Source organism: Stenotrophomonas africana (assembly GCF_013004645.1).
In the GTDB taxonomy this organism is placed as follows: domain Bacteria; phylum Pseudomonadota; class Gammaproteobacteria; order Xanthomonadales; family Xanthomonadaceae; genus Stenotrophomonas; species Stenotrophomonas africana.
Genome location: NZ_JABEME010000003.1, coordinates 38,719 through 59,246, shown reverse-complemented (window position 1 = coordinate 59,246; position 20,528 = coordinate 38,719). Strand labels below are relative to the sequence as shown.

The following is a 20,528-nucleotide window of genomic DNA, read 5'->3' as shown; positions in this document are numbered from 1 at the left end:
CCGTGTGACTTACTGCTTCGGGGTGATGCGGGTGATGCGGTCACCCTTCGGGTCTTCGGCGCCGCGCGACTTGTTCACCGCGAACACGTTGCCCTTGCCATCGGCGCGGACATGGTTCGGCAGCGTGCCGCCATCAAGATTGGCGACCACCTTGCCGTCACCATTCACCACGGTGACCGTGCCAGCGCCACGGTTGCTGACATAGGCCAGGCCGGAGGCATCATCGAAGGCAACGTTCAGCGCACCGGCGCCGACCGGCACGTCATGCAGCACCTTGCCGGCAGCCACGTCGACGATCAGCAGGTTGTCGGTGCCCTGCGAGGCCACGTACAGACGGTTGCGTGCCGCGTCGAAGGCCACGCCCGAGGCACTGATCGAATTGCCCAGGCCGATGACCTTCTCGACCTCGCCGCTGGCCACATCGATCACCGCCGCTTCCGGCGTGCCGATGCTGACGGTGAACAGCTTGCCGGCCTTCTCGTCCAGCACCAGGCTCATCGGGGTGAACTTGCCGTCATCCACGCCGGATTCCAGCGTCACTGCGGGCAGTTCCTTGAGGGTCCTGGCATCGAACACCGACAGGTGGTCTTCACCCGTGGCCGAGGCGAACACCTTGCCGTGGGTGCCATCGACCACCACGTCGCGCGCGTGCGGCACGGTGTCAACCGGGAACTGGTGGACCAGCGACAGGTCCTTCTGGCGGTAGACCGCGATCGAGTTCTGGCGGGTGTTGGTGACCCAGACATTGCCGTTGGTGTCATCCACGCCCACGCCGTAGACCGCATAGACCGCACCATTGGTGCTGCCCGGCACCTGCGCCGGGGTGATCGCCTTGGTCATCTTCAGCGACTTCGGGTCCAGCTTCAGCAGCTGCGACTGGGTCACCGGCGGGCGGCCCACCGCCGAGGTCACGAACACCGCATTGCTGGCGGCGCTGTAGGCCGACTGGTACAGGCCGGGCACCAGCTTGTTGGACTGGGTGGCGAACTGCGCCTGGCCGGACAGCGGAAGCTGCGGCGACACGCGCAGCTTCAGCACGGTGGCTGCAGCCGGCTGGCTGGCGCGCACCACCACCGGGTGGGTGCCCGGCACCGCGTCGGTCGGAATGCTCAGCTGGGTCTTGAAGTTGCCATCGGCATCGACCACCACCGGCTGGGCGTTGAGCACGCTGTCGCCACGCAGCAGGCTGACCTTCTGGCCCGGCACGAAGCCACGGCCGACCACGTCGGCGGTGCTGCCGGGAACCACGTTCTCACCGCGTGAGACAACCTCACCCTTGAAGGTGGCGTTGGCCGGCTGATCGAACACCGGCTGCGCGGTGGCGGTCACCGCCAGCAGCAGGCCGGCGGCGAGAGAGGTAAGACGGAAAGACGGACGGAACGACATGGCAGGCTCCTTGCACACGTAGGCCGCGCCACGTGGCGCGGGATTCATCGGTTGCCTGGGCCGCTGCACGTCGACAGCCTCGCCTGGGTAGTGGGGTCGCACGGCATCGCGTGCGAAGGGATTCACTCGGCGGCGTTGTCACCGCCATTGGGCGCGCCATCGCCGCCGCTGCGGTCGGTCACGCCGTACAACTCATGCAGCGCAGCGTGGAACGACGCCGGCAGCATCGGGCCGTGGCCGAGGCCGTCGAACTCGCGGTACTGCACGCTCAGGCCCGGCACCTTGCCCAGCCGCTCGGACAATTGCATCGCCGCATCCGGAGTGGCGCCGCCGATGCGGCGCAGGTGCGCGACCACGCGCGGGTTGTTCATGTCACGCTTGCCGCGATCACCGACACGCTCGGCACCGCCCAGCATCAGCCAGAGCCTTGCCGGCTGGCCGTGCACGTTCTGCACGAACTGCTGTTCCGGATCACCCAGTGCCGCACCCTGGCTCCACCACAGCGACGGGCTGGCGGCCAGATAGGACTGGAAGGCGGCGGGACGGGTGTACAGCGCATTGAGCACGAACAACCCGCCCAGCGAGTGCCCCCACAGCGCTTGCTGCTGCGTATCGATGCGTGCGCGACGCTCGACTTCCGGCTTGATGCGGCGTTCGATCACATCCAGGAAGGCTGCGGCGCCACCGCCGACTGCCTGGGTTGTGCCGCTCTCATCGTCGGCACGGTCGATCCACGCGGTGTAGTCGCGGGTGCGCGCCTTGGAATCGATGCGCAGGTCGTTGTCGTAGCCGATCAGCACCAGCACCGGCGCCGCCTTGCGCGCGGCCAGCTCGGTCAGCAACGGCTGATCCAGGGCCATGGCGACGGCGTTGCCGTCCAGCGCGTACAGCACCGGAGAGGGCGTCTTGCCGGCCTTGGCCGGGATCGCCAGGTTCACCCGCCAACGGCGCTGCCGGTCCGGACTGTCCACCACGAAATGCTCGAAACGATAGCTGGCCGCCGGCTCGTCGAGCACGGTATGGCCGATCTTCTGCAGCGGATTGCGCTGCTGTGCATGGGCATACGGGGTGGCCAGGAGCAGACCCATCATCAAGGCGGCCAGGCCGCGGGCCAGCGGACCACGGCGCGAAGGCGGGACGAAATGCTTCATCAGCGGCGGCAGAAGCGGCCCAGGGCCGCCGGTTCACAAGGGACCGCAGTCTACCTTAAACGCGAATGATTATCACATCGATCGAACGTCACGCTGTGTATCACGCGCGCGCATGCCCGGGTTGCGCAAGGGGCAGCAATTCCCCTATTTTGCCGCCCATCGGGGCATTGGACCGCCCCGCTTCCAGCGCAGCCATGGAGGGCGGGCACTTGCCGCCATCCGGGTCGCGTTCATCTGCACACAACCGCCATGGGATCGGATCCCATGATTGTGAGAACCCTTGAAGCACACCGCACTGATCGCCCTGTCCCTCGGCCTGCTCGCCCCGCTGGCCGCCCACGCCGCGCAGGATCTGCCGTCGCTCTACCAGGCCTTTGAAGAGGCCGGCAATTCGACGTTGAGCATGGACCAACTCAACCAGACGGTGACGTTCACCGCCGTGGCACTTAGCGTTTCCAGCAACCTGGCGGGCGAACCGCTGATCGAGGCCGGCGATGACCAAGGCAATGTCATGGCCCGACTGACCACGGACGATGAACAGCAGGCGGCCAAGCTGGGCGCACTGGAAGAAGGCGCAACCTTCACCGCCAGCTGCACGCTGCAGTTCAGCTCGGGCACCGATTACCTGTCCTTCGGCGATTGCACCATCAAGTGAAGATGAAGCCGGCAAGATGCCGGCTTCTTTTCTTTGCCTCTGTAGCGTCGAGCCATGCTCGACTCACGCATCGTCACGGCCCCGAAGGCACCGGACCATAAACGTTCTCCTGCGGCGTGCCCGGCAGCAGCGAGAAGATCATGATCACGATCCCGCCGCCTGGCACCAGCGCCAACAGGAACAGCCAGCCCGACTGGTTGCAGTCATGCAGGCGGCGTACGGTCACCGCGATCAGCGGCACGATCGTGACCAGCCACATCACACACAGCAGTACCACCATGCCGATCAGGATGCCGGCCAGCGCATCGGCACTGTTGCGCAGCAGGATCGCCAGCACACCGGCCAGCAGCATCACTGCCGTTGCGACCAGGAACAGGAACAGCTGGTACATCCAGTACTCGCGGCGGTTGGCGCGACCCTCGAACTGGGCGTAGCGCTTCAACGGCAGAATCATTTCCTGCACGGCATCGATCCTTGAAAAAGTAGCCGCGCAGTGTGCCAAAGACCGGCGCCGGGGACAATGTAGAGCCGAGCCATGCTCGGCTGTCGGGAGCCGTGAGGTGCTGCGAAAAGCAGTCGAGCATGGCTCGACTCTACAGAAGCCGGGTCAGCGGCCCTTCGCGGCCCTTGCAGCCTCACGCTCCGCACGCAGCCGATCCAGTTTTTCCTTCAATTTGATCTCCAGCCCGCGCGGCACCGGGTTGTAATACACCCGCTCACCCATCGCATCGGGGAAACCGGTCTGGTCCAGTGCGATACCGCCTTCAGCATCATGGTCGTACTGGTACTCGGCGCCATAGCCCAGCTCTTTCATCAGCTTGGTCGGCGCATTGCGCAGGTGCAGCGGCACTTCTTCGGTACCGCTCCCGCGCACGTCGGCCTTGGCCTGGTTGAAGGCCGCATAGCCGGCGTTCGACTTGGCGGTGCTGGCCAGGTAGAGCACCAGCTGGGCGAACGCGAGTTCGCCCTCCGGGCTGCCCAGCCGCTCGTAGATGTCCCAGGCTTCCAGCGCCATGCTCTGCGCGCGCGGATCGGCCAGGCCGATATCCTCAATCGCCATGCGGGTCAGTCGCCGTGCCAAGTAAGACGGATCGCAGCCACCATCGAGCATGCGGGTCAGCCAGTACAGCGCGGCATCCGGGTTGGAACTGCGTACCGACTTGTGCAGCGCCGAGATCTGGTCGTAGAACTGCTCGCCGCCCTTGTCGAAGCGACGGGTACGGTCGGCCAGCACCTGGGTCAGGGTCTGCGGGGTGATGCGACCGCCCTCCCCGCCCGCCAGCTCGGCGGCGATTTCCAACAGGGTCAGCGCACGACGCACGTCACCATCGGCGGCGGTGGCGATTTCCAGCAGCAGTTCGGGAGCGACCTCGATGCCCTCTTCGCCCAGGCCGCGCTCGCGATCACCCAGCGCACGCTCCAGCGCCTCGACGATGTCGGTCGGCGAAACGCCTTCCAGCACATGCACGCGGCAACGTGACAGCAGCGCCGAGTTCAGCTCGAAGGACGGGTTTTCGGTGGTGGCACCGACGAACAGGATCGTGCCGCGTTCAATGTGCGGCAGGAACGCATCCTGCTGCGCCTTGTTGAAGCGGTGCACCTCGTCCACGAACAGCACGGTGCGCCGGCCTTCGGCGAAGCGCTGCGCGGCTTCGGCCAGCACCTGGCGCACCTCCGGCAGACCGGACAGCACGGCCGAGATGGCACGGAATTCGGCGTCGGAATATTCGGCCAGCAGCAGCGCCAGCGTGGTCTTGCCGCAGCCCGGCGGCCCCCACAGGATCATCGAATGCACGCGACCGGATTCGACCGCGCGGCGTAGCGCGCTGTCGGGCGCCAGCAGGCGCTTCTGCCCGACCATTTCGTCGAGGGTTCGCGGGCGCATGCGCTCGGCCAGCGGGCGCAGATGTTCCCGATCGACGCTCAGCAGATCGGGGCCGGGGAAGGAAGTTGAACGATGTCTTGCCACCCGCTCATTGTACCGCGAGCGCGTGCCAACCAAGGTTGGCACCCACCAGCGCCGGGCCATGATCGGGTAGTGCCGGCCGCTGGCCGGCAGATCAAAAGCGTGTCAACCAAGATTGACACCCACCGGAGCAGAAGGTTGACACCCACCAGGGCGGTGCCGGTTGACACCCGCCAGAGCAGTTGACGCCGGGCCATGCCCGGCGACCGCCATCAATTACCGATAACGTCGGTACCCTTCGGCGGCGTAAAGCTGAAAGTGCCGGCAGCGAAGCCCGGGTTGCGCTTCCAGCCACTGAAGCTGATCACGGTGCGCTGGCCGACGGCGTCGGTGATTTCCATCTTGGCCAGGCCCTGGGCGTTGAAGCCCAACGCGGCGTACTGGAAGCTGGCTTCGGTCTCGCGCTTCGGCGAAAGCGACAGCCACTGCAGGCCGTCGCGCTGTGCGGCCTCTTCACTGACGTCGTACTGCTGCTCCAGCAGCGCCGGGTTGATCAGTGCGGTCAGCGGGCTGTTCTGCTCTTCCTTGCCCTGCTCGCGCACGGTGGCCTGTTCAAGGTCCGGCTCGTACATCCAGACCTTCTTGCCATCAGCCACGATCAGCTGTTCGTGCGGGCGCACGTACTCCCAGCGGAACAGGCGCGGCGCCGACAGCGCCACACGGCCACTGGTCGATTCCTTCACCTTGCCACGGCTGTCGAACACCTGCTGGCTGAACTGGCCATCCAGGCCCTTCAAGCCACTGGTGAAGGTCTTCAGGTCATCGCGGGCGCCAGCCCAGGCGCTGCCAGCGGCGGCGCAGGCCACGGCCAGGGTGGTGGTGGCAAGGAAACGGCGGAAGCGGAAGTTCATGCGGGAATCCTGTGGGCGCGGGCGCCAGGAAAGGTGGTTGCCAGTGTGCCCGGGGAAAGATGAATGGGCGATCAGGGCGACATTATGCCGCCCTGAACGTCCATCGGCGATTCAGCCGCCGGAGCCCGGCAGCTTGCCGTACAGCACCTGGCCGCGGAAACCACGCCGCACTTCGCGATACAGCGCGCGGAACGCCGGATAATCCTGCGGCTGGCACAGCGCCTCTGGGCCACGTACCGCGTTCTGCTGCAACCGGTGATGCACGATCACGTCCTGGCCCTCGCGGCTCCAGTCCACCCGGTACTCGCCGGCGGCATTGGCGAAACGCTGGCTGGCCGGGATAGCGATGATCGGTGCATTGGCGGGGAACTGCAGGCGATAGGTTTCCTCGCGCAGGCTGGCATTGCAGTAGAACGGCGTCTCGTTGGCCGGCGCCGAGGCCGTGGCGTACAGCCCACGCACCGACTCGCCGCCGGGCGGGTCCGGCACGGCCATGCCGCCGGCCACGCTGAAGTCGGCGTAGTCCTCGGCCTGGAACGCCATGCGGTAGCCGAACGGCCGGGTCAGGTCGACCGGCACGCCCTGGATCTGCAGCTGCCCTCGCCCGTCGAAACCGGACGCGGCCATGATCTGCTCTTCAGCGCGCGCACGGTTCTGCGCATTGAGCTGGGAGAACTGGGCGCGCATGCCGATCTCGGCGTTCTCGCCCAGCTTCGGGATCGTCTCGCCGCGCAGGTTGCCGTTGGCGTCGAAGGTGAAACGTACTTCCATCGAGGTGGCATTGCGCTCCGGCGTGTTGGCCGGGGTACGCGCCAGCGTGGCATCGCGGGTACGCATCACCGGGGCGCCCAGGTCACCTTCCGGCAACTGCCCGAAGCGCGCCCACGCAGTGGTCGAATCCAGGTACAGATCGAACTCGGGGATGTAGGTGATGGCGTGGTTAAAGCGGCCCAGCACCGGAATCTTCGGCAGCGTGGGGCCACCGCCGGCACCGATCAGCACCGGCGAGCTGGCGATGCCCTTGGCCGCCAGCAGCGCCTCGAGGATCGTCACATGGTCCTTGCAGTCGCCGTAGTGGTTGTCGAGGATGCTCTGCGCGCTGTTCGGCTCCAGGCCGCCATTGCCCAGGTACACCGCCACATAGCGGATGTTCTGCGCCACCCAGCGGTACAGCGCGTCAGCCTGCTCGCGACGGTCGCTGATGCCAGTCGTGATTTCGTCTGCCAACGCCTGCAGTTCCGGCGTGACCTGCGCGGCCGGGCCGGCCTTGAGCTGGTAGGCGCGCCCCATCTGCGACCAGTCACGATAGGTGCTGGCCATGATGTTCGGGCCGAACTCCCAGCCCGCCGCCGACCAGTTCTGTGCCGGCATGGCCTCGCGCCGCTGGTAGCGCCAGCGCCACTGCGCTTGGCCGTTCTTCACCGTGGGGCGATCGCTGCCCTGCACACCGCGGCTGTCGACGAACATCGGCAGGTTGGCCGGCGCACTCAGGGTGACCTCGGCGTCCTCGTACTCGGTGAACACATTGAAGGTCTCCCACAGGCCGAAATAACCCGGGAAGTACGGCGTGGCCTGGGTGCGGCGCACCTGGTAGTACAGGCGCGTGCCCGGGGCCAGGTTCGGGAACACGATCACCCGCACCTTGCGGTCGGCATACATTGCCGCCGAGGCGCTGGAGTAGCTCTCCTGGGTGTAGATGCGGTCGGCGGGCACATCGCGGCGCTGGCCATCGGCGGTGATGGTGTAGGCGCCAAGCACCTCCAGCGTCTCCATCTTCTCGCTGTAGCTCAGCCGCACCTGGCTGAACTGCTCGACCGAGGCCTTGGTCTTGAGCAGGACTTCGTAGGTTTCGGTCTGCACATTGCCCGCATCGGGCCGCACCTGGTAGTCGGCGCGGTAACGGACAATGCTGAAATTATTGCTGGCTTCGGTATCGCCGCTGGTGGAAGGCGGCGCCGTGGCGGGCGCGGAGGTGGCGGTTTCTGCCAGTGCCGGGCCGGCAGCCAGGAAGGCTGCCAGCGCCAGTGCCAGCGCGCTTGGTACGGGGTGAAGCATGCGTCGGTTCCTTGGACGTCGTGGGGGATACGTCGGGTCTTACTTCGGCGGCGGCGGTGCCAGCACCGTGCGGTCGCCGTTGTGCTCGGGCGAGCTGACCACGCCGGCCGCTTCCATGGCCTCGATCAGTCGCGCTGCACGGTTGTAGCCGATCTTCAGCCGGCGCTGCACGCCGGAAATCGAGGCGCGGCGGGTCTCGGTGACCACCCGCAGCGCTTCGTCGTACAACGGGTCGGACTCGTCGCCGGCAGAGCTGTTCTCCGGCAGGCCGGTGGCACCGACGACCACGCCGTCGCCCATGGTCTGCACTTCGTCCAGCACGCCGTCGACATAGTCGGCCGGGCCCATCGCCTTGAGATGTTCGACCACGCGATGTACTTCCTCGTCGGAGACGAAGGCGCCGTGCACGCGCTCGGGCATGGCGGTGCCCGGCGGCAGGTAGAGCATGTCGCCGTGACCCAGCAGGGTTTCCGCGCCGGACTGGTCGAGGATGGTGCGCGAGTCGATCTTGGAGCTGACCTGGAAGGCGATACGGGTCGGGATGTTGGCCTTGATCAGGCCGGTGATCACGTCCACCGACGGGCGCTGCGTGGCCAGGATCAGGTGGATGCCGGCCGCACGTGCCTTCTGTGCCAGGCGCGCGATCAGCTCTTCCACCTTCTTGCCGACGATCATCATCATGTCGGCGAATTCGTCGATGAAGATGACGATGAACGGCAGCGTCTCCAGCGGACGCGGCGCCTCGCCCAGTTCCGGGTTCGGCTTGAACAGCGGGTCCATCAGTGGCTGCCCGGCATCCTGGGCTTCCTTCACCTTCTTGTTGAAGCCGGCCAGGTTGCGCACGCCCACCGCGCTCATCAGCTTGTAGCGGCGCTCCATCTCGGCCACGCACCAGCGCAGGCCGTTGGCGGCCTCCTTCATGTCGGTGACCACCGGCGCCAGCAGGTGCGGAATGCCCTGGTAGACGCTCAGTTCGAGCATCTTCGGGTCGATCATCAGCATCCGCAGATCTTTCGGCGAGGCCTTGAACAGCAGGCTCAGCACCATCGCGTTGACCGCCACCGACTTGCCCGAACCGGTGGTACCGGCCACCAGCAGGTGCGGCATGCGCGCCAGGTCGGCCACGGTCGAGCGGCCAGCGATGTCCTTGCCCAGCGCCAGGGTCAGCACGCTGGCCGACTTGTCGTACTCCTTCGAACGCAGCAGCTCGGAGAGGTAGATCATCTCGCGGGTGACGTTGGGGATTTCCAGGCCGATCACCGACTTGCCCGGAATCACATCGACCACGCGCACCGACTTCACCGACAGGCCGCGCGCGATGTCCTTGTCCAGCGAACTGATTTGGCTGACCTTGATGCCCGGCGCGGGCTCGATCTCGAAGCGGGTGATGACCGGGCCGGGGTTGGCGCCGACCACCTGGGCGTCGATGCGGAAGTCCTTCAGCTTGAACTCGATCTGCCGCGACAGCGCGTCCAGGGTTTCCTTGTCGTAGCCCACCGGCTGCGGCTTGGGATCGTCCAGCAGCGCCAGCGGCGGCAGGTCCGATCCGTCGCCGTTGACGCCCCGGAACATCGGGATCTGCGTGTCGCGCTTGGCCCGGTCACTCTTCTCGATCACCGGCTCCGGACGCGGCTCGATCTTCACCGGCTCGCGCTTGGCGCGCACCTCGGCGTCGGCCTTGCGCACTTCCTGGCGCTCCTCGCGCATCACCCGGGTCTGCTTCCACTCGGTGACTTCTTCCTTCTTGCGCGCCAGCAACGGCGCCAGCGACATCACGCCGCGGCCGATCTTTTCCATCACCGTGAACCACGACAGCCCGGTGGCCAGGGTGATCGAGGCCAGCAGCAGCACCAGCACGAACAGGTTCGCGCCCAGCGCGCCGAAGCCCACCGTGAGCGAATTGCCGACCAGCTTGCCGAGGATGCCGCCGGCACTGGAAACATCACCACTGAACAGGCGCACGTGCAGGAAGCCGGTACCGGCGATGAGGAAGCCGACCAGACCGACCAGGCGCAGCGCCGGGTCCAGGTCGTTCTCGCCCTTGCTTTCGCGCTTGAGCCCGAACATGGCGATCCACGCCAGCGCGCCCAGCACCACGGGCAGCAGGAAGGCGATGTAGCCGAACAGCTGTAGCAGCACATCGGCGATCCAGGCCCCGGCGCGGCCGCCGAGGTTGTGCACCGGCGCGACCACGCTGCCGGTATGCGACCAGCCCGGGTCCGTCGCTGAATAGGTGAAAAGACTGGCCGCCAGGTACAGCAGGGCCGGCGCGATGGCGATCAGGCCAAGATCGCGCCAGAGGCGTTGGCGGCGTGGATTGTCGGTCGTCGCCGCCGCGGCCGTGCGACGTGACGCCTTGCTGTCGTCGGACTTGGAGCGTTCGGGGACCTGCTTCGCCACCTTAGACCATACCTTTGGAATGCGCTGTTAGTGATTGATAATAAATGAGACGGCGTCAGTTTTCAGTTATGCGACATCCGACAGGGCGTTCAGAGCGCCGGAACCATCGCCGGATGACGGCGTTCTGTTCATCGGCTTGAATCGCCCTGCCCCAGCCGCCACTCTATGACCTGCCACGGATGCTGCGCAAATATCGCCAGCGCCTTGTCCCATCTACCTTTTCGCGAGTTTACATGAGCACCAGCCTGCCCTCCCGCCACCAGCGCCTCGTCATCCTCGGTTCCGGCCCGGCCGGCTGGACCGCCGCCGTCTACGCCGCCCGCGCCAACCTGAAGCCGGTCGTCATCACCGGCCTGCAGCAGGGCGGCCAGCTGATGACCACCACCGAGGTGGACAACTGGCCGGGTGACGCCCACGGCCTGATGGGCCCGGACCTGATGGCGCGCATGCAGGCTCATGCCGAGCGCTTCGAGACCGAGGTCATCTTCGACCACATCCACACCGCCGACCTGTCGCAGCGCCCGTTCAAGCTGATCGGCGACAGCCACGAGTACACCTGTGACGCGCTGATCATCTCCACCGGCGCGACCGCCAAGTACCTGGGCATCCCGACCGAGGACGAGTTCAAGGGCCGCGGCGTGTCCGCCTGCGCCACCTGTGACGGCTTCTTCTACCGCGACCAGGACGTGGTTGTGGTGGGTGGCGGCAACACCGCCGTGGAAGAAGCCCTGTACCTGTCCAACATCGCCCGCAAGGTCTACCTGGTCCACCGCCGCGACACCCTGAAGGCGGAGAAGATCATGCAGGACAAGCTGTTCAAGAAGGTGGCCGAAGGCAAGATCGAGACCGTCTGGCACCACCAGGTGGAGGAAGTGCTGGGCAACGACGCCGGCGTGACCGGCGTGCGCGTGAAGTCCACGCTGGACGGCAGTACCCGCGACATCGACGCCCACGGCTTCTTCGTGGCCATCGGCCACCACCCGAACACCACCCTGTTCGACGGCCAGCTGGCAATGAACAACGGCTACCTGGAAATCCGCTCGGGCCTGGGCGGCAATGCCACCCAGACCTCGGTGGAAGGCGTGTTCGCCGCCGGCGACGTGGCCGACCAGCACTACCGCCAGGCGATCACTTCGGCCGGCTTCGGCTGCATGGCCGCGCTGGATGCCGAGCGCTACCTGGACGCGCAGGGCAAGGCCAGCTGAGAGGCTGACCCGCTTCTGTAGGGTCGAGCCACGCTCGACTCCGGATAGAAGGCCGACGCCAGTGCGTCGGCCTTTCTGTTTCATCTGCCCTATCCTTCCCTCATGCCCTCCCCCCGCTTCCTCGACTCCCTGCAGTCCATTGCCGCAACCGACTGGGACGCCTTGCACGACGGCTGCAATCCCTTCGTCAGCCATGCCTTCCTCTCGGGCCTGGAACAGCACGGTTGCCTGCGCGAGGACTGGGGCTGGCAGCCCCGGCATTTCACGCTATGGGAGGGCGACACGCTGGTCGGCGCCATTCCGGGCTACCTGAAGACCAATTCGCACGGCGAGTTCGTGTTCGACCATGCCTGGGCCAACGCGTATGCCCGTCATGGCCGCGACTACTATCCGAAGTGGCTGGGCGCGGTGCCGTACTCGCCGGTCACCGGCCCGCGGCTGCTGGCCCGTCACGATTCAGAGCGCGCCACCTTGCTGTCGGCATTGCGCGAGGCGCTGCCGGCGCTGGACGTGTCCTCGGCCCATATCAACTTTCACACCGCAGTGGACGAGGCGCTGTTCGGCGATGACTGGCTGCTGCGCGAGGATGTGCAGTTCCAGTGGCATAACCCCGGTGACTGGGCGACATTCGACCAGTTCCTCGGTGCGATGAACCACAAGCACCGCAAGAACATCCGCCAGGAACGGGCCAAGGTCACCCGCCAGGGCATCAGCTTCCGCGTGGTACACGGCGATGAAGCCAGCCGCGCGGACCTGCAGGCGATGTATCGCTTCTACCTGCAGACCTTCCTCGAGTACGGCAACGCTCCGGCGCTGACCGAGGCGTTCCTGCGCCATCTGGCCATTTCATTGGGCCGCGGGCTGGTGCTGTTCCTGGCCGAACAGGACGGCGAGCCGATTGCCGGCGCGCTGTGCCTGCGCGGTGGCGACACCCTGTACGGCCGCTACTGGGGCGGCGCCACCCTGCCCGGCCTGCACTTCGAGGCCTGCTACTACCAGGGCATCGAATACTGCCTGCGCGAAGGGCTGACCCGTTTCGAGCCGGGTGCACAGGGCGAGCACAAGCTGGCGCGCGGGTTCCTGCCGACGCGGGTGCGCAGCCGGCACTGGGTGGCTGATGTGGAGTTCGCAGAAGCACTGCAGGACTGGTGCCGGCAGGAGCGGCGCGATGTGCGGCGGTACCTGCAGGAGCTGCAGGGGCATGGGCCGTTCCGCGTAGAGTCGTAGAGTCGAGCTTGCTCGACTGGCGCGGTACCGAGAAGCGTGCCAACCAAGGTTGGCACCTACCAGAGCAATGAGGCCTGCCAATCAAGGTTGGCATCTACCAGAGCGCTGGCGAGGACGCTGTGCTCAGGTGCACTGCCAGAAGTGCCCACTCACCCGGCACGTCGCACACCAGAACGTGTAGAGCATGCCGCCACTGCCCCAGAGCAGTGCGCCTCCACCGGTGGTCGGCAGCGTCGAATCCAGCTGCATCACGAAGGGCATCTCCTCGCCGCAATCGATGCACGCCGGATACCAGGCACTCTGCACCCAGCTCGGTGCACCGCCCACGCGCGACAGGTTCTGCCGATGATTGGACTGCCCCCAGTCCTGCTGCTGCCAGCGCGCACTGTCCATGGCGGCCAGATCCACCTCGGCCTGCATCAGGTCACCGCTGTCGGTCGGCGTGGCCGGCACCTCCAGGCGCTGGCTGGGATGGCAGCTGGGCAGGCCGGCGGCATCGTGGCGATAGAATCGCACGGGCGGATCTTCCCAACCGCAGCAGTCCAGGCACAGGCCCAGCGTGATCTCGCCCGCCGCGCCCGGCTGCAGCGCGGCAGCATCGATTCGCAGCAGGCGCTGCAGCGGCGCATGGCAGCTGCCACACAGCGCTTCCAGCGGCCCTCCCATCTGCCCGGCGTGGTGCACCTGCCCACCATTCCAGGTTGGGTGCAGGCGCCAGATGCGCTTGCGCCAGCTCGGCTCTTCGGCCACCTGCGCGCGATGCTGCTCGCGGCCGAAGCGGATGTGCAGCGGCCGCTCCCCATGCAGGCGCCGCGGCTGCGGTCCGTCGGCGACGCCGGCCCAGTGCGCCCAGACCTCAGCATCCAGCGCGCCCCAGTCAGCGAGGTAGCCGCGAGCAACGGCGTAGCTCTCGGGCCGCGCCGCGAGCAGCAGCACCCTGGCCCGCGCCATTTCGCGATCGTCATCGGCCTCAGTCAGAATCTGTGCCCACTGTGCGGCGATGGCAGAGGGCAGGCTCCGCCATACCTGCGAAGCCAGCTGCAGCTCGTCTTGGGTGGCCAGCGCCAGCAAGGCCTCCCAGTCGTCCTGCAGCACCTGCGGCGCCTGGTAGCTGGTGAATTCGATCACGCTGGCCAGCAGCTCACCGCGCTCGCCATCACGATAGCGACGCCAGGCCTCGGCACAGACCGGCGCAACCGCTTCGTCGGGCAGCAGATCCAGCACCATGTCGAGAAAGGCCGAGCCGGGTGAGCGCCGGGCCAGGGCCAGCAGCATCAGCGCACCGAGCTGGCCCGGCTGCTCAGTCGCCAGCGCCAGCAGCATGCTCTGACTGTCGTTGCGCGTGCGCGGGGTGTCGTGCACATCGAGGATGGCGGTGATCGTGTCACTCAAGCGTAGGGCTCCTTGCCATTGGACGCTGATGGTGCCAGACATCAGCGATCACCACGACGAATACAATGGCGGCATGACCCGCCAGCTGCCCTGGCGCCTGGCCGATGCGCCGGACGCCCCCTTCCCTCCGGCCGAGACCGCCCTGCGGCAGCCCGACGGCCTGCTTGCGGTGGGCGGCGACCTGCATCCGGTGCGACTGCTCAATGCCTATGCCGGCGGCATCTTTCCGTGGTTCAGCGAGGGCGAGCCAATCCTGTGGTGGTCGCCGGACCCGCGCATGGTGTTCCGCACCGAGGGCGTGCATCTGTCCAGCCGCTTCCGCCGCCAGTTGCGCAGCAGCACGTGGGAGATCACCGCCGACACCGCCTTCAGCCGTGTGATGCGTGCCTGCGCTGCAGCGCCGCGGCCGGGCCAGGACGGCACGTGGATCAGCCCGGCGATGGTCGAGGCTTACAGCCAGCTGCACGATCTCGGCTTCGCCCATTCCTTCGAAGTCTGGGATCGGCAGACGCTGGTCGGCGGCATCTACGGCGTCGCGATCGGCGCCATGTTCTTCGGCGAGAGCATGTTCAGTGGCGCCAGCGGCGGCTCCAAGATCGCCCTGGCCGCCCTGGCATCCACGCTGCGTGGTTGGGGCTGGGAACTGATCGATGCCCAGGTGGAGAATCCGCACCTGCTGCGGATGGGCGCCGATCACCTGCCGCGCGCGGACTTTCTGGAGCACGTCCGCGAGGCCGTGCACCGTGACGGCCGTGAAGGCCCCTGGACACAAGCGGTAGGACGCTTGCCAGCACGGTGTTTGGCCGGGGGTTAACACAAACTTTGCAAGCCGGGCCCATCACGCGTAAAATACCGCGCCTTAGGCCCAGCGTGGCCGTTTTCTGAACCGCACAGGACTACATGTCGAAAGACGATTCCATCGAGTTCGAGGGCACCGTCAGCGAGACGCTGCCGAACACCACTTTCCGCGTTCGTCTGGAAAATGGGCACGAAATCATCGCCCACATCTCCGGCCGCATGCGCAAGAACTACATCCGCATCCTCACCGGTGACCGGGTCAAGGTTGAAATGACCCCGTACGATCTGACCAAGGGTCGTATCACCTACCGCATGAAGTAAGCGGTCGGCGCACTGCGCCACTCCGACAGGGCCGGCCTCGCTGCTGGCCTTTTGTCGTGCACGGAAGAAAGTTCCAGACTTCGCCCGCAGCGCATTTTCGTGCCTGTCCAACATCCAGCATCGCGATTGCACATTCCGCACGAAGCGGTCGCATTCGTCATCGAGGATGGCGGCGACCAGGGCCGCCAGCAGGGATTCCGTTCAATCGCGGCCTGATGCGCCAAAGGTCATCGTGACCGATCTCACCATGGCGTCGGTCAGCCCTGCTTGCGGCAGATTCGCATTTGCAGCGACAGCGGCATCGTGGGATCCGATCCAGTCCGGATCGCCACCCCCGCCCGATCATGAACGCCCTGCTCCCGCACGTCCTGCTGCCGGCAGTTCTGCTGGCCAGCCTCCCCCTGTCGGCGCGCGCCGGCGAACCCGCCAAACCCGCCAAACCCTCCACCCCGGCCGAGTGCATCGCCCTCGGCACCAGCCGCGACATCCGCCCCTCCAGTACGGAACGCGAAGTGCTGCTGCGCGACGGCAACAACTACTATCGGGTCCACCTGCAGAAGCGCTGCCTGGGCGCCGCGGCATCGGCCAGCTACGTCTTCTTCACACCCAACACGACCGAGCAGATCTGTGGCGATGCTCGCAGCACCCTGCAGACCGACAGCAACCACTGCACCGTGACCTGGATCGAGCCGGTCGATGCGGCAACCTTCAAGCGCCTGGCCCAGCAGGGACGTTGAAGGGCGGATACACAACAAGGGCGGCCGGAGCCGCCCTTGTTTTCCAACCGCACCCGGAATCGATCCGGCGCCGCCTTACTCCACCGTCACCGGCAGCAGGCGCTCTGGTTCGGCCTGGGTCTCGACCACCAGCTCGTCGTCGCGGACGTCGATGCTGACCTTGCCACCGTTGACCAGCTTGCCGAACAGCAGCTCGTCGGCCAGCGGACGCTTGATCTTGTCCTGGATCACGCGGGCCATCGGGCGGGCACCCATCAGCGGGTCGAAACCATGGTGGGCCAGCCAGTCGCGCGCGGTCGGCGTGGCCGACAGGCTGACGTGCTTGTCCTGCAGCAGCATCTCCAGCTCGATCAGGAACTTGTCGACCACGCGCAGGATGTGCTCGAAGCCCAGCGCCTGGAACTGCACGACCGCGTCGAGGCGGTTGCGGAATTCCGGGGTGAAGCTGCGACGGATGGTCTCCATTGCGTCGGTGGCATGGTCCTGCTTGGTGAAACCGATCGAACGCCGCGAGGCCTGCGCCGCGCCGGCATTGGTGGTCATCACCAGCACCACGTTCTTGAAGTTGGCTTCACGACCGTTGGTATCGGTCAGCACGCCGCGGTCCATCACCTGCAACAGGATGTTGAAGATGTCCGGGTGCGCCTTCTCGATCTCGTCCAGCAGCAGCACGCAATGCGGCGTCTTGACGATCTTCTCGGTCAGCAGGCCGCCCTGGTCGAAGCCGACGTAACCCGGAGGGGCACCGATCAGGCGACTGATCGAATGCGGCTCCATGTACTCGGACATGTCGAAGCGGACCAGCTCGATGCCCAGCTGTAGTGCCAGCTGCTTGGTCACCTCGGTCTTGCCGACACCGGTCGGACCGGCGAACAGGAAGTTACCGATCGGCTTTTCCGGATTGCCCAGGCCCGAACGGGCCAGCTTGATCGCCGAGGACAGCGTCTCGATGGCCGGGTCCTGGCCAAAGATCACCATCTTCAGGTTGCGCTCCAGGTGCTGCAGCACATCCTTGTCGGTGGCGCTGACCTGCTTGGTCGGAATGCGCGCCATCTTGGCGACGATCGCCTCCACTTCCTCGACGTCGATCAGCTCCTTGCGCTGGCCTTCCGGCAGCAGGCGCTGGCGGGCGCCGGCCTCATCGATCACGTCGATGGCCTTGTCCGGCAGCAGACGGTCGCCGATGTGCTTGACCGACAGGTCCACCGCAGCCTGCAGCGCCTCGTCCGAATAGGTCACGCCGTGGTGCAGCTCGTACTTGGACTTCAGGCCCTGCAGGATCTCGTAGGTCTCGCCGACGGTCGGCTCAACGATGTCGATCTTCTGGAAGCGACGGGCCAGCGCCCGGTCTTTCTCGAAGATGCCGCGGTATTCCTGGAAGGTGGTCGAGCCGATGCAGCGCAGCTCGCCGGACGCCAGCGCCGGCTTGATCAGGTTGGACGCATCCATGGTGCCGCCCGACGCCGAGCCGGCACCGATGATGGTGTGGATCTCGTCGATGAACAGCACCGCGTTGGGTACCTTCTTCAACGCGGTCAGCACGCTCTTCAGGCGCTTCTCAAAGTCGCCGCGGTACTTGGTGCCGGCCACCAGCGCGCCCAGGTCGAGCGAGTAGATCACCGCGTCGGCCAGTACCTCAGGCACCGAGCCCTCGACGATGCGGCGGGCCAGGCCCTCGGCGATGGCGGTCTTGCCCACGCCGGCCTCGCCCACGTAAAGCGGATTGTTCTTGCGGCGGCGGCACAGGACCTGGATGGTGCGCTCGATCTCGTCGGCACGACCGACCAGCGGGTCGATGCGACCGGCCCGGGCCTGTTCATTGAGGTTGCTGGCGAACTCGGTCAGGGCATCTCCCTTCGGCTCGCCCTCCCCGCCTTCGATGCGGCCTTCGCCCTCGGAGGACGAGGACGGCTGCTCGCCTTCCTCGCCCAGCTTGGCGATGCCATGGGACAGGTAATTGACCACGTCCAGCCGGGTGACGTCCTGCTGGTTGAGGTAATAGACGGCATGGGAGTCCTTTTCGCCGAAGATGGCGACCAGCACATTGGCGCCGGTGACTTCCTTCTTGCCCGAGGACTGCACGTGGTACACGGCCCGCTGCAGCACGCGCTGGAAGCCCAGGGTCGGCTGGGTATCGCGGCCGTCATCTTCGGCCAGGCGGGACACGGAGGCCTCGATGGCCTGCTCAAGCTCCTGGCGCAGGCGTTCGGCGTCTGCACCACAGGCTTTCAGTACGGCCTGGGCGGACGGGTTGTCGAGCAGTGCCAACAGCAGGTGTTCGACCGTCATGAACTCATGCCGGGCCTCACGGGCGCGCTTGTAGCACTGGCCGATGGTGTGTTCGAGGTCTTTGCTGAACATGGATTACTCCGGCGGCAGATAGGGACAATATGCGGCCTGACTACGCGATTTCCATCACCCTAGCGGATTGCTGCGTTCAGATGGCGTTAGCAGTGCGAATCGCTTGATCTTCATTCACCTCAGGACAGCCCACCCAGCATGAGCGAACCCTACCTGAGCCGCTGGCGATTGCGGCGTGATGGCGCGGCCATCGAAACGCCCCATGCCCAGCTCTGGCCGGTGCTGACCGCCGCCGGAGAGCCGGCCATGCTGAAGATCAGCAGCGAAACCGAAGAGCAGAACAGCCATCGCCTGCTGCGCTGGTGGGAAGGCGATGGCGCCGCCCGCCTGCTGGCCCACGAGGGGCCGGCGATCCTGATCGAACGTGCCGGTGGCGACTCGCTGCGGCAACGTTCGATAGGGGGCGACGATGACGCCTGCACCACGATCCTGTGCCAGGTCCTGCAGCGGCTGCACCGGCCACGGAGCGCGCCGCCAGCGGAACTGGTCTGCCTCCGTAGATGGTTCGCCGACCTGCTGCGGCCAAGGGCCGCGCTGCCGCCACTGCTGGAACAGTGCAGATCACTCGCGGAGGCGTTGCTGCAGGAAGAGCGCGAGATCCGGCCGCTGCATGGCGACCTGCACCACGACAACGTGCTCGATTTCGGCGCGCGCGGCTGGCTGGCGATCGACCCGAAGCGGCTGCTGGGTGATCGTGCCTTTGATTACACGACGATGTTCAGCAACCCGGATCTCTGCGGTCCCGGCATCCACGTTGCCACGCGGCCCGAACGGTTTGCCGCCCGGCTGGAACAGGTCAGTGTGCTGGCAGGCGTGGAGCGCACGCGCCTGCTGCGCTGGATCGCAGCCAGCGCGGGGCTGTCAGCGGTGTGGTTCCGGGACGACGGCGACCCCGCCGAGGTCCACGAGGCAGTGGCACGCATGGCGCTGGAGGCGTTGGCGGAGGCGTGACCTCCGCGCCTGGTGGGCGCACTCCATCCGGGATCATTGCGCCGGGACGAAAAGCAGCCGAGCATGAGCTCGGCTCTGCAGGTTTCTGCCTTGGTAGGTGCCCACCTTGGTGGGCACGCCGTGTCCGGAGTCGATGTACCCGGACGAGGATCGGCTGCCGGTCAGGCCTTTTCCATCGTGCACAGCAGCGGGTGCTGGTTCATCCGCGAATACTCGTTGACCTGGGCAACCTTGGTCTCGGCCACTTCGCGGGTGAACACCCCGCACACGCCACGGCCACGGGTATGGACGTGCAGCATCACCTGCGTGGCCTTGTCCAGGTCCATGCTGAAGAACTGCTGGAGCACGTCCACCACGAAATCCATCGGGGTGTAGTCGTCGTTGAGCAGCATCACCTGGTAGAACGGCGGCGGCGCCACTTCCGGGCGCGCGGGCTCCACGGCAACGCCGTGCTCGTGATGGGAATCGGGGGAAGACTCATGGGGCATCTGCCCATTATAGAGGCACGGGCAAGCCTGCGTCGGCCTGCCGCAGATTGGACGGCACGCACGCCCACCGTCACAATTGCACCTTCTCTCAACACTGTTTCACAGGATCTTCATGAAAAGGACCCTTCTCCCCGCCCTGCTGATCACCCTGGCTGCCGCCGGCTCCGCTGCCGCCGCAGACGCTGACAAGGCCGTGGCCCGCCACCTGGACAAGCTGGGCTACACCTACGAAGTCGACGAGGATGGCGACTACCGCATGGTGTTCGACGTCGAGGGTGACCGCACCCAGATGGTCTATGTACGCTCGTCGGTGGAAGATTTCGGCAGCCACAACATCCGCGAGATCTGGTCGCCGGCCTACAACGCCAAGACCAAGCAGTTCCCGGTGGCCGTGGCCAACCGCCTGCTGGAAGACTCGCAGGATGCCAAGATGGGCGGCTGGGTAAAGCAGGACACCACCGCCATGTTCGTGGTCAAGATCGACGCCGATGCCACTGCCGACCAGCTCAGCGACGCCATCGATGCGGCCATCCGCACCGCCGACGCCATGGAGCTGGAACTGACCAAGAAGGACGAGTTCTGAG

The 20,528-nt window shown here is 66.2% G+C and carries 18 protein-coding genes; 8 read left to right on the top strand and 10 right to left on the bottom strand.

The window, feature by feature from the left end:
• Positions 1-9: 9 nt before the first annotated feature.
• Positions 10-1,386, bottom strand: coding sequence for a YncE family protein (locus HLA98_RS06695; protein WP_057501131.1), 1,377 nt, complete (start codon positions 1,384-1,386; stop codon positions 10-12).
• A 122-nt stretch (positions 1,387-1,508) separates the two neighbouring features.
• A complete protein-coding gene (locus HLA98_RS06690) occupies positions 1,509-2,537 on the bottom strand; it encodes an alpha/beta hydrolase (RefSeq protein ID WP_057501130.1) in 1,029 nt (342 codons plus the stop codon).
• A 280-nt stretch (positions 2,538-2,817) separates the two neighbouring features.
• Between HLA98_RS06690 and HLA98_RS06685 the strand changes: the two genes are divergently transcribed.
• Positions 2,818-3,192 (top strand): hypothetical protein, encoded by a 375-nt coding sequence (locus tag HLA98_RS06685; RefSeq protein ID WP_057501129.1) that lies wholly within the window; start codon positions 2,818-2,820, stop codon positions 3,190-3,192.
• Between the two features lie 73 nt (positions 3,193-3,265).
• Here HLA98_RS06685 and HLA98_RS06680 read toward each other — a convergent pair whose 3' ends face one another.
• The 5 genes from HLA98_RS06680 to HLA98_RS06660 all read right to left on the bottom strand — a co-directional run bounded on the left by HLA98_RS06680 (position 3,266) and on the right by HLA98_RS06660 (position 10,464).
• Positions 3,266-3,655 carry a DUF805 domain-containing protein gene (locus HLA98_RS06680; protein ID WP_010485830.1) on the bottom strand — a complete coding sequence of 130 codons (390 nt, stop codon included), beginning with the start codon at positions 3,653-3,655 and terminating at the stop codon, positions 3,266-3,268.
• A gap of 144 nt (positions 3,656-3,799) precedes the next feature.
• Positions 3,800-5,077, bottom strand: a complete 1,278-nt coding sequence (locus HLA98_RS06675; RefSeq protein ID WP_232015535.1) for a replication-associated recombination protein A — start codon at positions 5,075-5,077, stop codon at positions 3,800-3,802.
• A gap of 293 nt (positions 5,078-5,370) precedes the next feature.
• Positions 5,371-6,009, bottom strand: coding sequence for an outer membrane lipoprotein periplasmic chaperone LolA (gene lolA / locus HLA98_RS06670; RefSeq protein WP_005413289.1), 639 nt, complete (start codon positions 6,007-6,009; stop codon positions 5,371-5,373).
• Between the two features lie 111 nt (positions 6,010-6,120).
• Positions 6,121-8,064: a DUF3857 domain-containing protein gene (locus tag HLA98_RS06665; protein WP_057501127.1), complete on the bottom strand. Its 1,944-nt coding sequence runs from the start codon at positions 8,062-8,064 to the stop codon at positions 6,121-6,123.
• A gap of 39 nt (positions 8,065-8,103) precedes the next feature.
• A complete protein-coding gene (locus tag HLA98_RS06660) occupies positions 8,104-10,464 on the bottom strand; it encodes a DNA translocase FtsK (protein WP_057501126.1) in 2,361 nt (786 codons plus the stop codon).
• Positions 10,465-10,697: 233 nt separating this feature from the next.
• Here HLA98_RS06660 and trxB point away from each other — a divergent pair, with 233 nt between their 5' ends.
• Both trxB and HLA98_RS06650 read left to right on the top strand, forming a co-directional pair.
• Entirely contained in the window at positions 10,698-11,669 is a 972-nt protein-coding gene (gene trxB / locus HLA98_RS06655) for a thioredoxin-disulfide reductase (RefSeq protein WP_057501125.1), read from the top strand.
• A 102-nt stretch (positions 11,670-11,771) separates the two neighbouring features.
• A complete protein-coding gene (locus HLA98_RS06650; RefSeq protein ID WP_057501124.1) occupies positions 11,772-12,896 on the top strand; it encodes a GNAT family N-acetyltransferase in 1,125 nt (374 codons plus the stop codon).
• Positions 12,897-13,019: 123 nt separating this feature from the next.
• On the opposite strand, the gene HLA98_RS06645 is transcribed toward HLA98_RS06650, so the two are convergent.
• Positions 13,020-14,288: a hypothetical protein gene (locus HLA98_RS06645; RefSeq protein WP_057501123.1), complete on the bottom strand. Its 1,269-nt coding sequence runs from the start codon at positions 14,286-14,288 to the stop codon at positions 13,020-13,022.
• Between the two features lie 73 nt (positions 14,289-14,361).
• On the opposite strand from HLA98_RS06645, the gene aat reads away from it, so the two are divergent.
• The 3 genes from aat to HLA98_RS06630 all read left to right on the top strand — a co-directional run bounded on the left by aat (position 14,362) and on the right by HLA98_RS06630 (position 16,144).
• Positions 14,362-15,102 carry a leucyl/phenylalanyl-tRNA--protein transferase gene (gene aat / locus HLA98_RS06640; RefSeq protein WP_057501164.1) on the top strand — a complete coding sequence of 247 codons (741 nt, stop codon included), beginning with the start codon at positions 14,362-14,364 and terminating at the stop codon, positions 15,100-15,102.
• A gap of 86 nt (positions 15,103-15,188) precedes the next feature.
• Positions 15,189-15,407, top strand: coding sequence for a translation initiation factor IF-1 (gene infA / locus HLA98_RS06635; RefSeq protein WP_005409596.1), 219 nt, complete (start codon positions 15,189-15,191; stop codon positions 15,405-15,407).
• 344 nt (positions 15,408-15,751) lie between these two features.
• Positions 15,752-16,144 (top strand): hypothetical protein, encoded by a 393-nt coding sequence (locus HLA98_RS06630; RefSeq protein ID WP_057501122.1) that lies wholly within the window; start codon positions 15,752-15,754, stop codon positions 16,142-16,144.
• A 75-nt stretch (positions 16,145-16,219) separates the two neighbouring features.
• Here the strand turns inward: HLA98_RS06630 and clpA are convergent, their stop codons facing one another.
• Positions 16,220-18,505: an ATP-dependent Clp protease ATP-binding subunit ClpA gene (gene clpA, locus HLA98_RS06625; protein WP_010485852.1), complete on the bottom strand. Its 2,286-nt coding sequence runs from the start codon at positions 18,503-18,505 to the stop codon at positions 16,220-16,222.
• A gap of 138 nt (positions 18,506-18,643) precedes the next feature.
• Between clpA and HLA98_RS06620 the strand changes: the two genes are divergently transcribed.
• Positions 18,644-19,456, top strand: coding sequence for an APH(6) family putative aminoglycoside O-phosphotransferase (locus HLA98_RS06620; protein ID WP_057501121.1), 813 nt, complete (start codon positions 18,644-18,646; stop codon positions 19,454-19,456).
• 161 nt (positions 19,457-19,617) lie between these two features.
• Here the strand turns inward: HLA98_RS06620 and clpS are convergent, their stop codons facing one another.
• A complete protein-coding gene (clpS, locus tag HLA98_RS06615; RefSeq protein ID WP_006444529.1) occupies positions 19,618-19,944 on the bottom strand; it encodes an ATP-dependent Clp protease adapter ClpS in 327 nt (108 codons plus the stop codon).
• A gap of 112 nt (positions 19,945-20,056) precedes the next feature.
• Between clpS and HLA98_RS06610 the strand changes: the two genes are divergently transcribed.
• On the top strand, positions 20,057-20,527 hold the full coding sequence (locus HLA98_RS06610; protein WP_057501120.1) for a hypothetical protein: 471 nt from the start codon (positions 20,057-20,059) through the stop codon (positions 20,525-20,527).
• The last annotated feature ends 1 nt before the right edge of the window (position 20,528 follow it).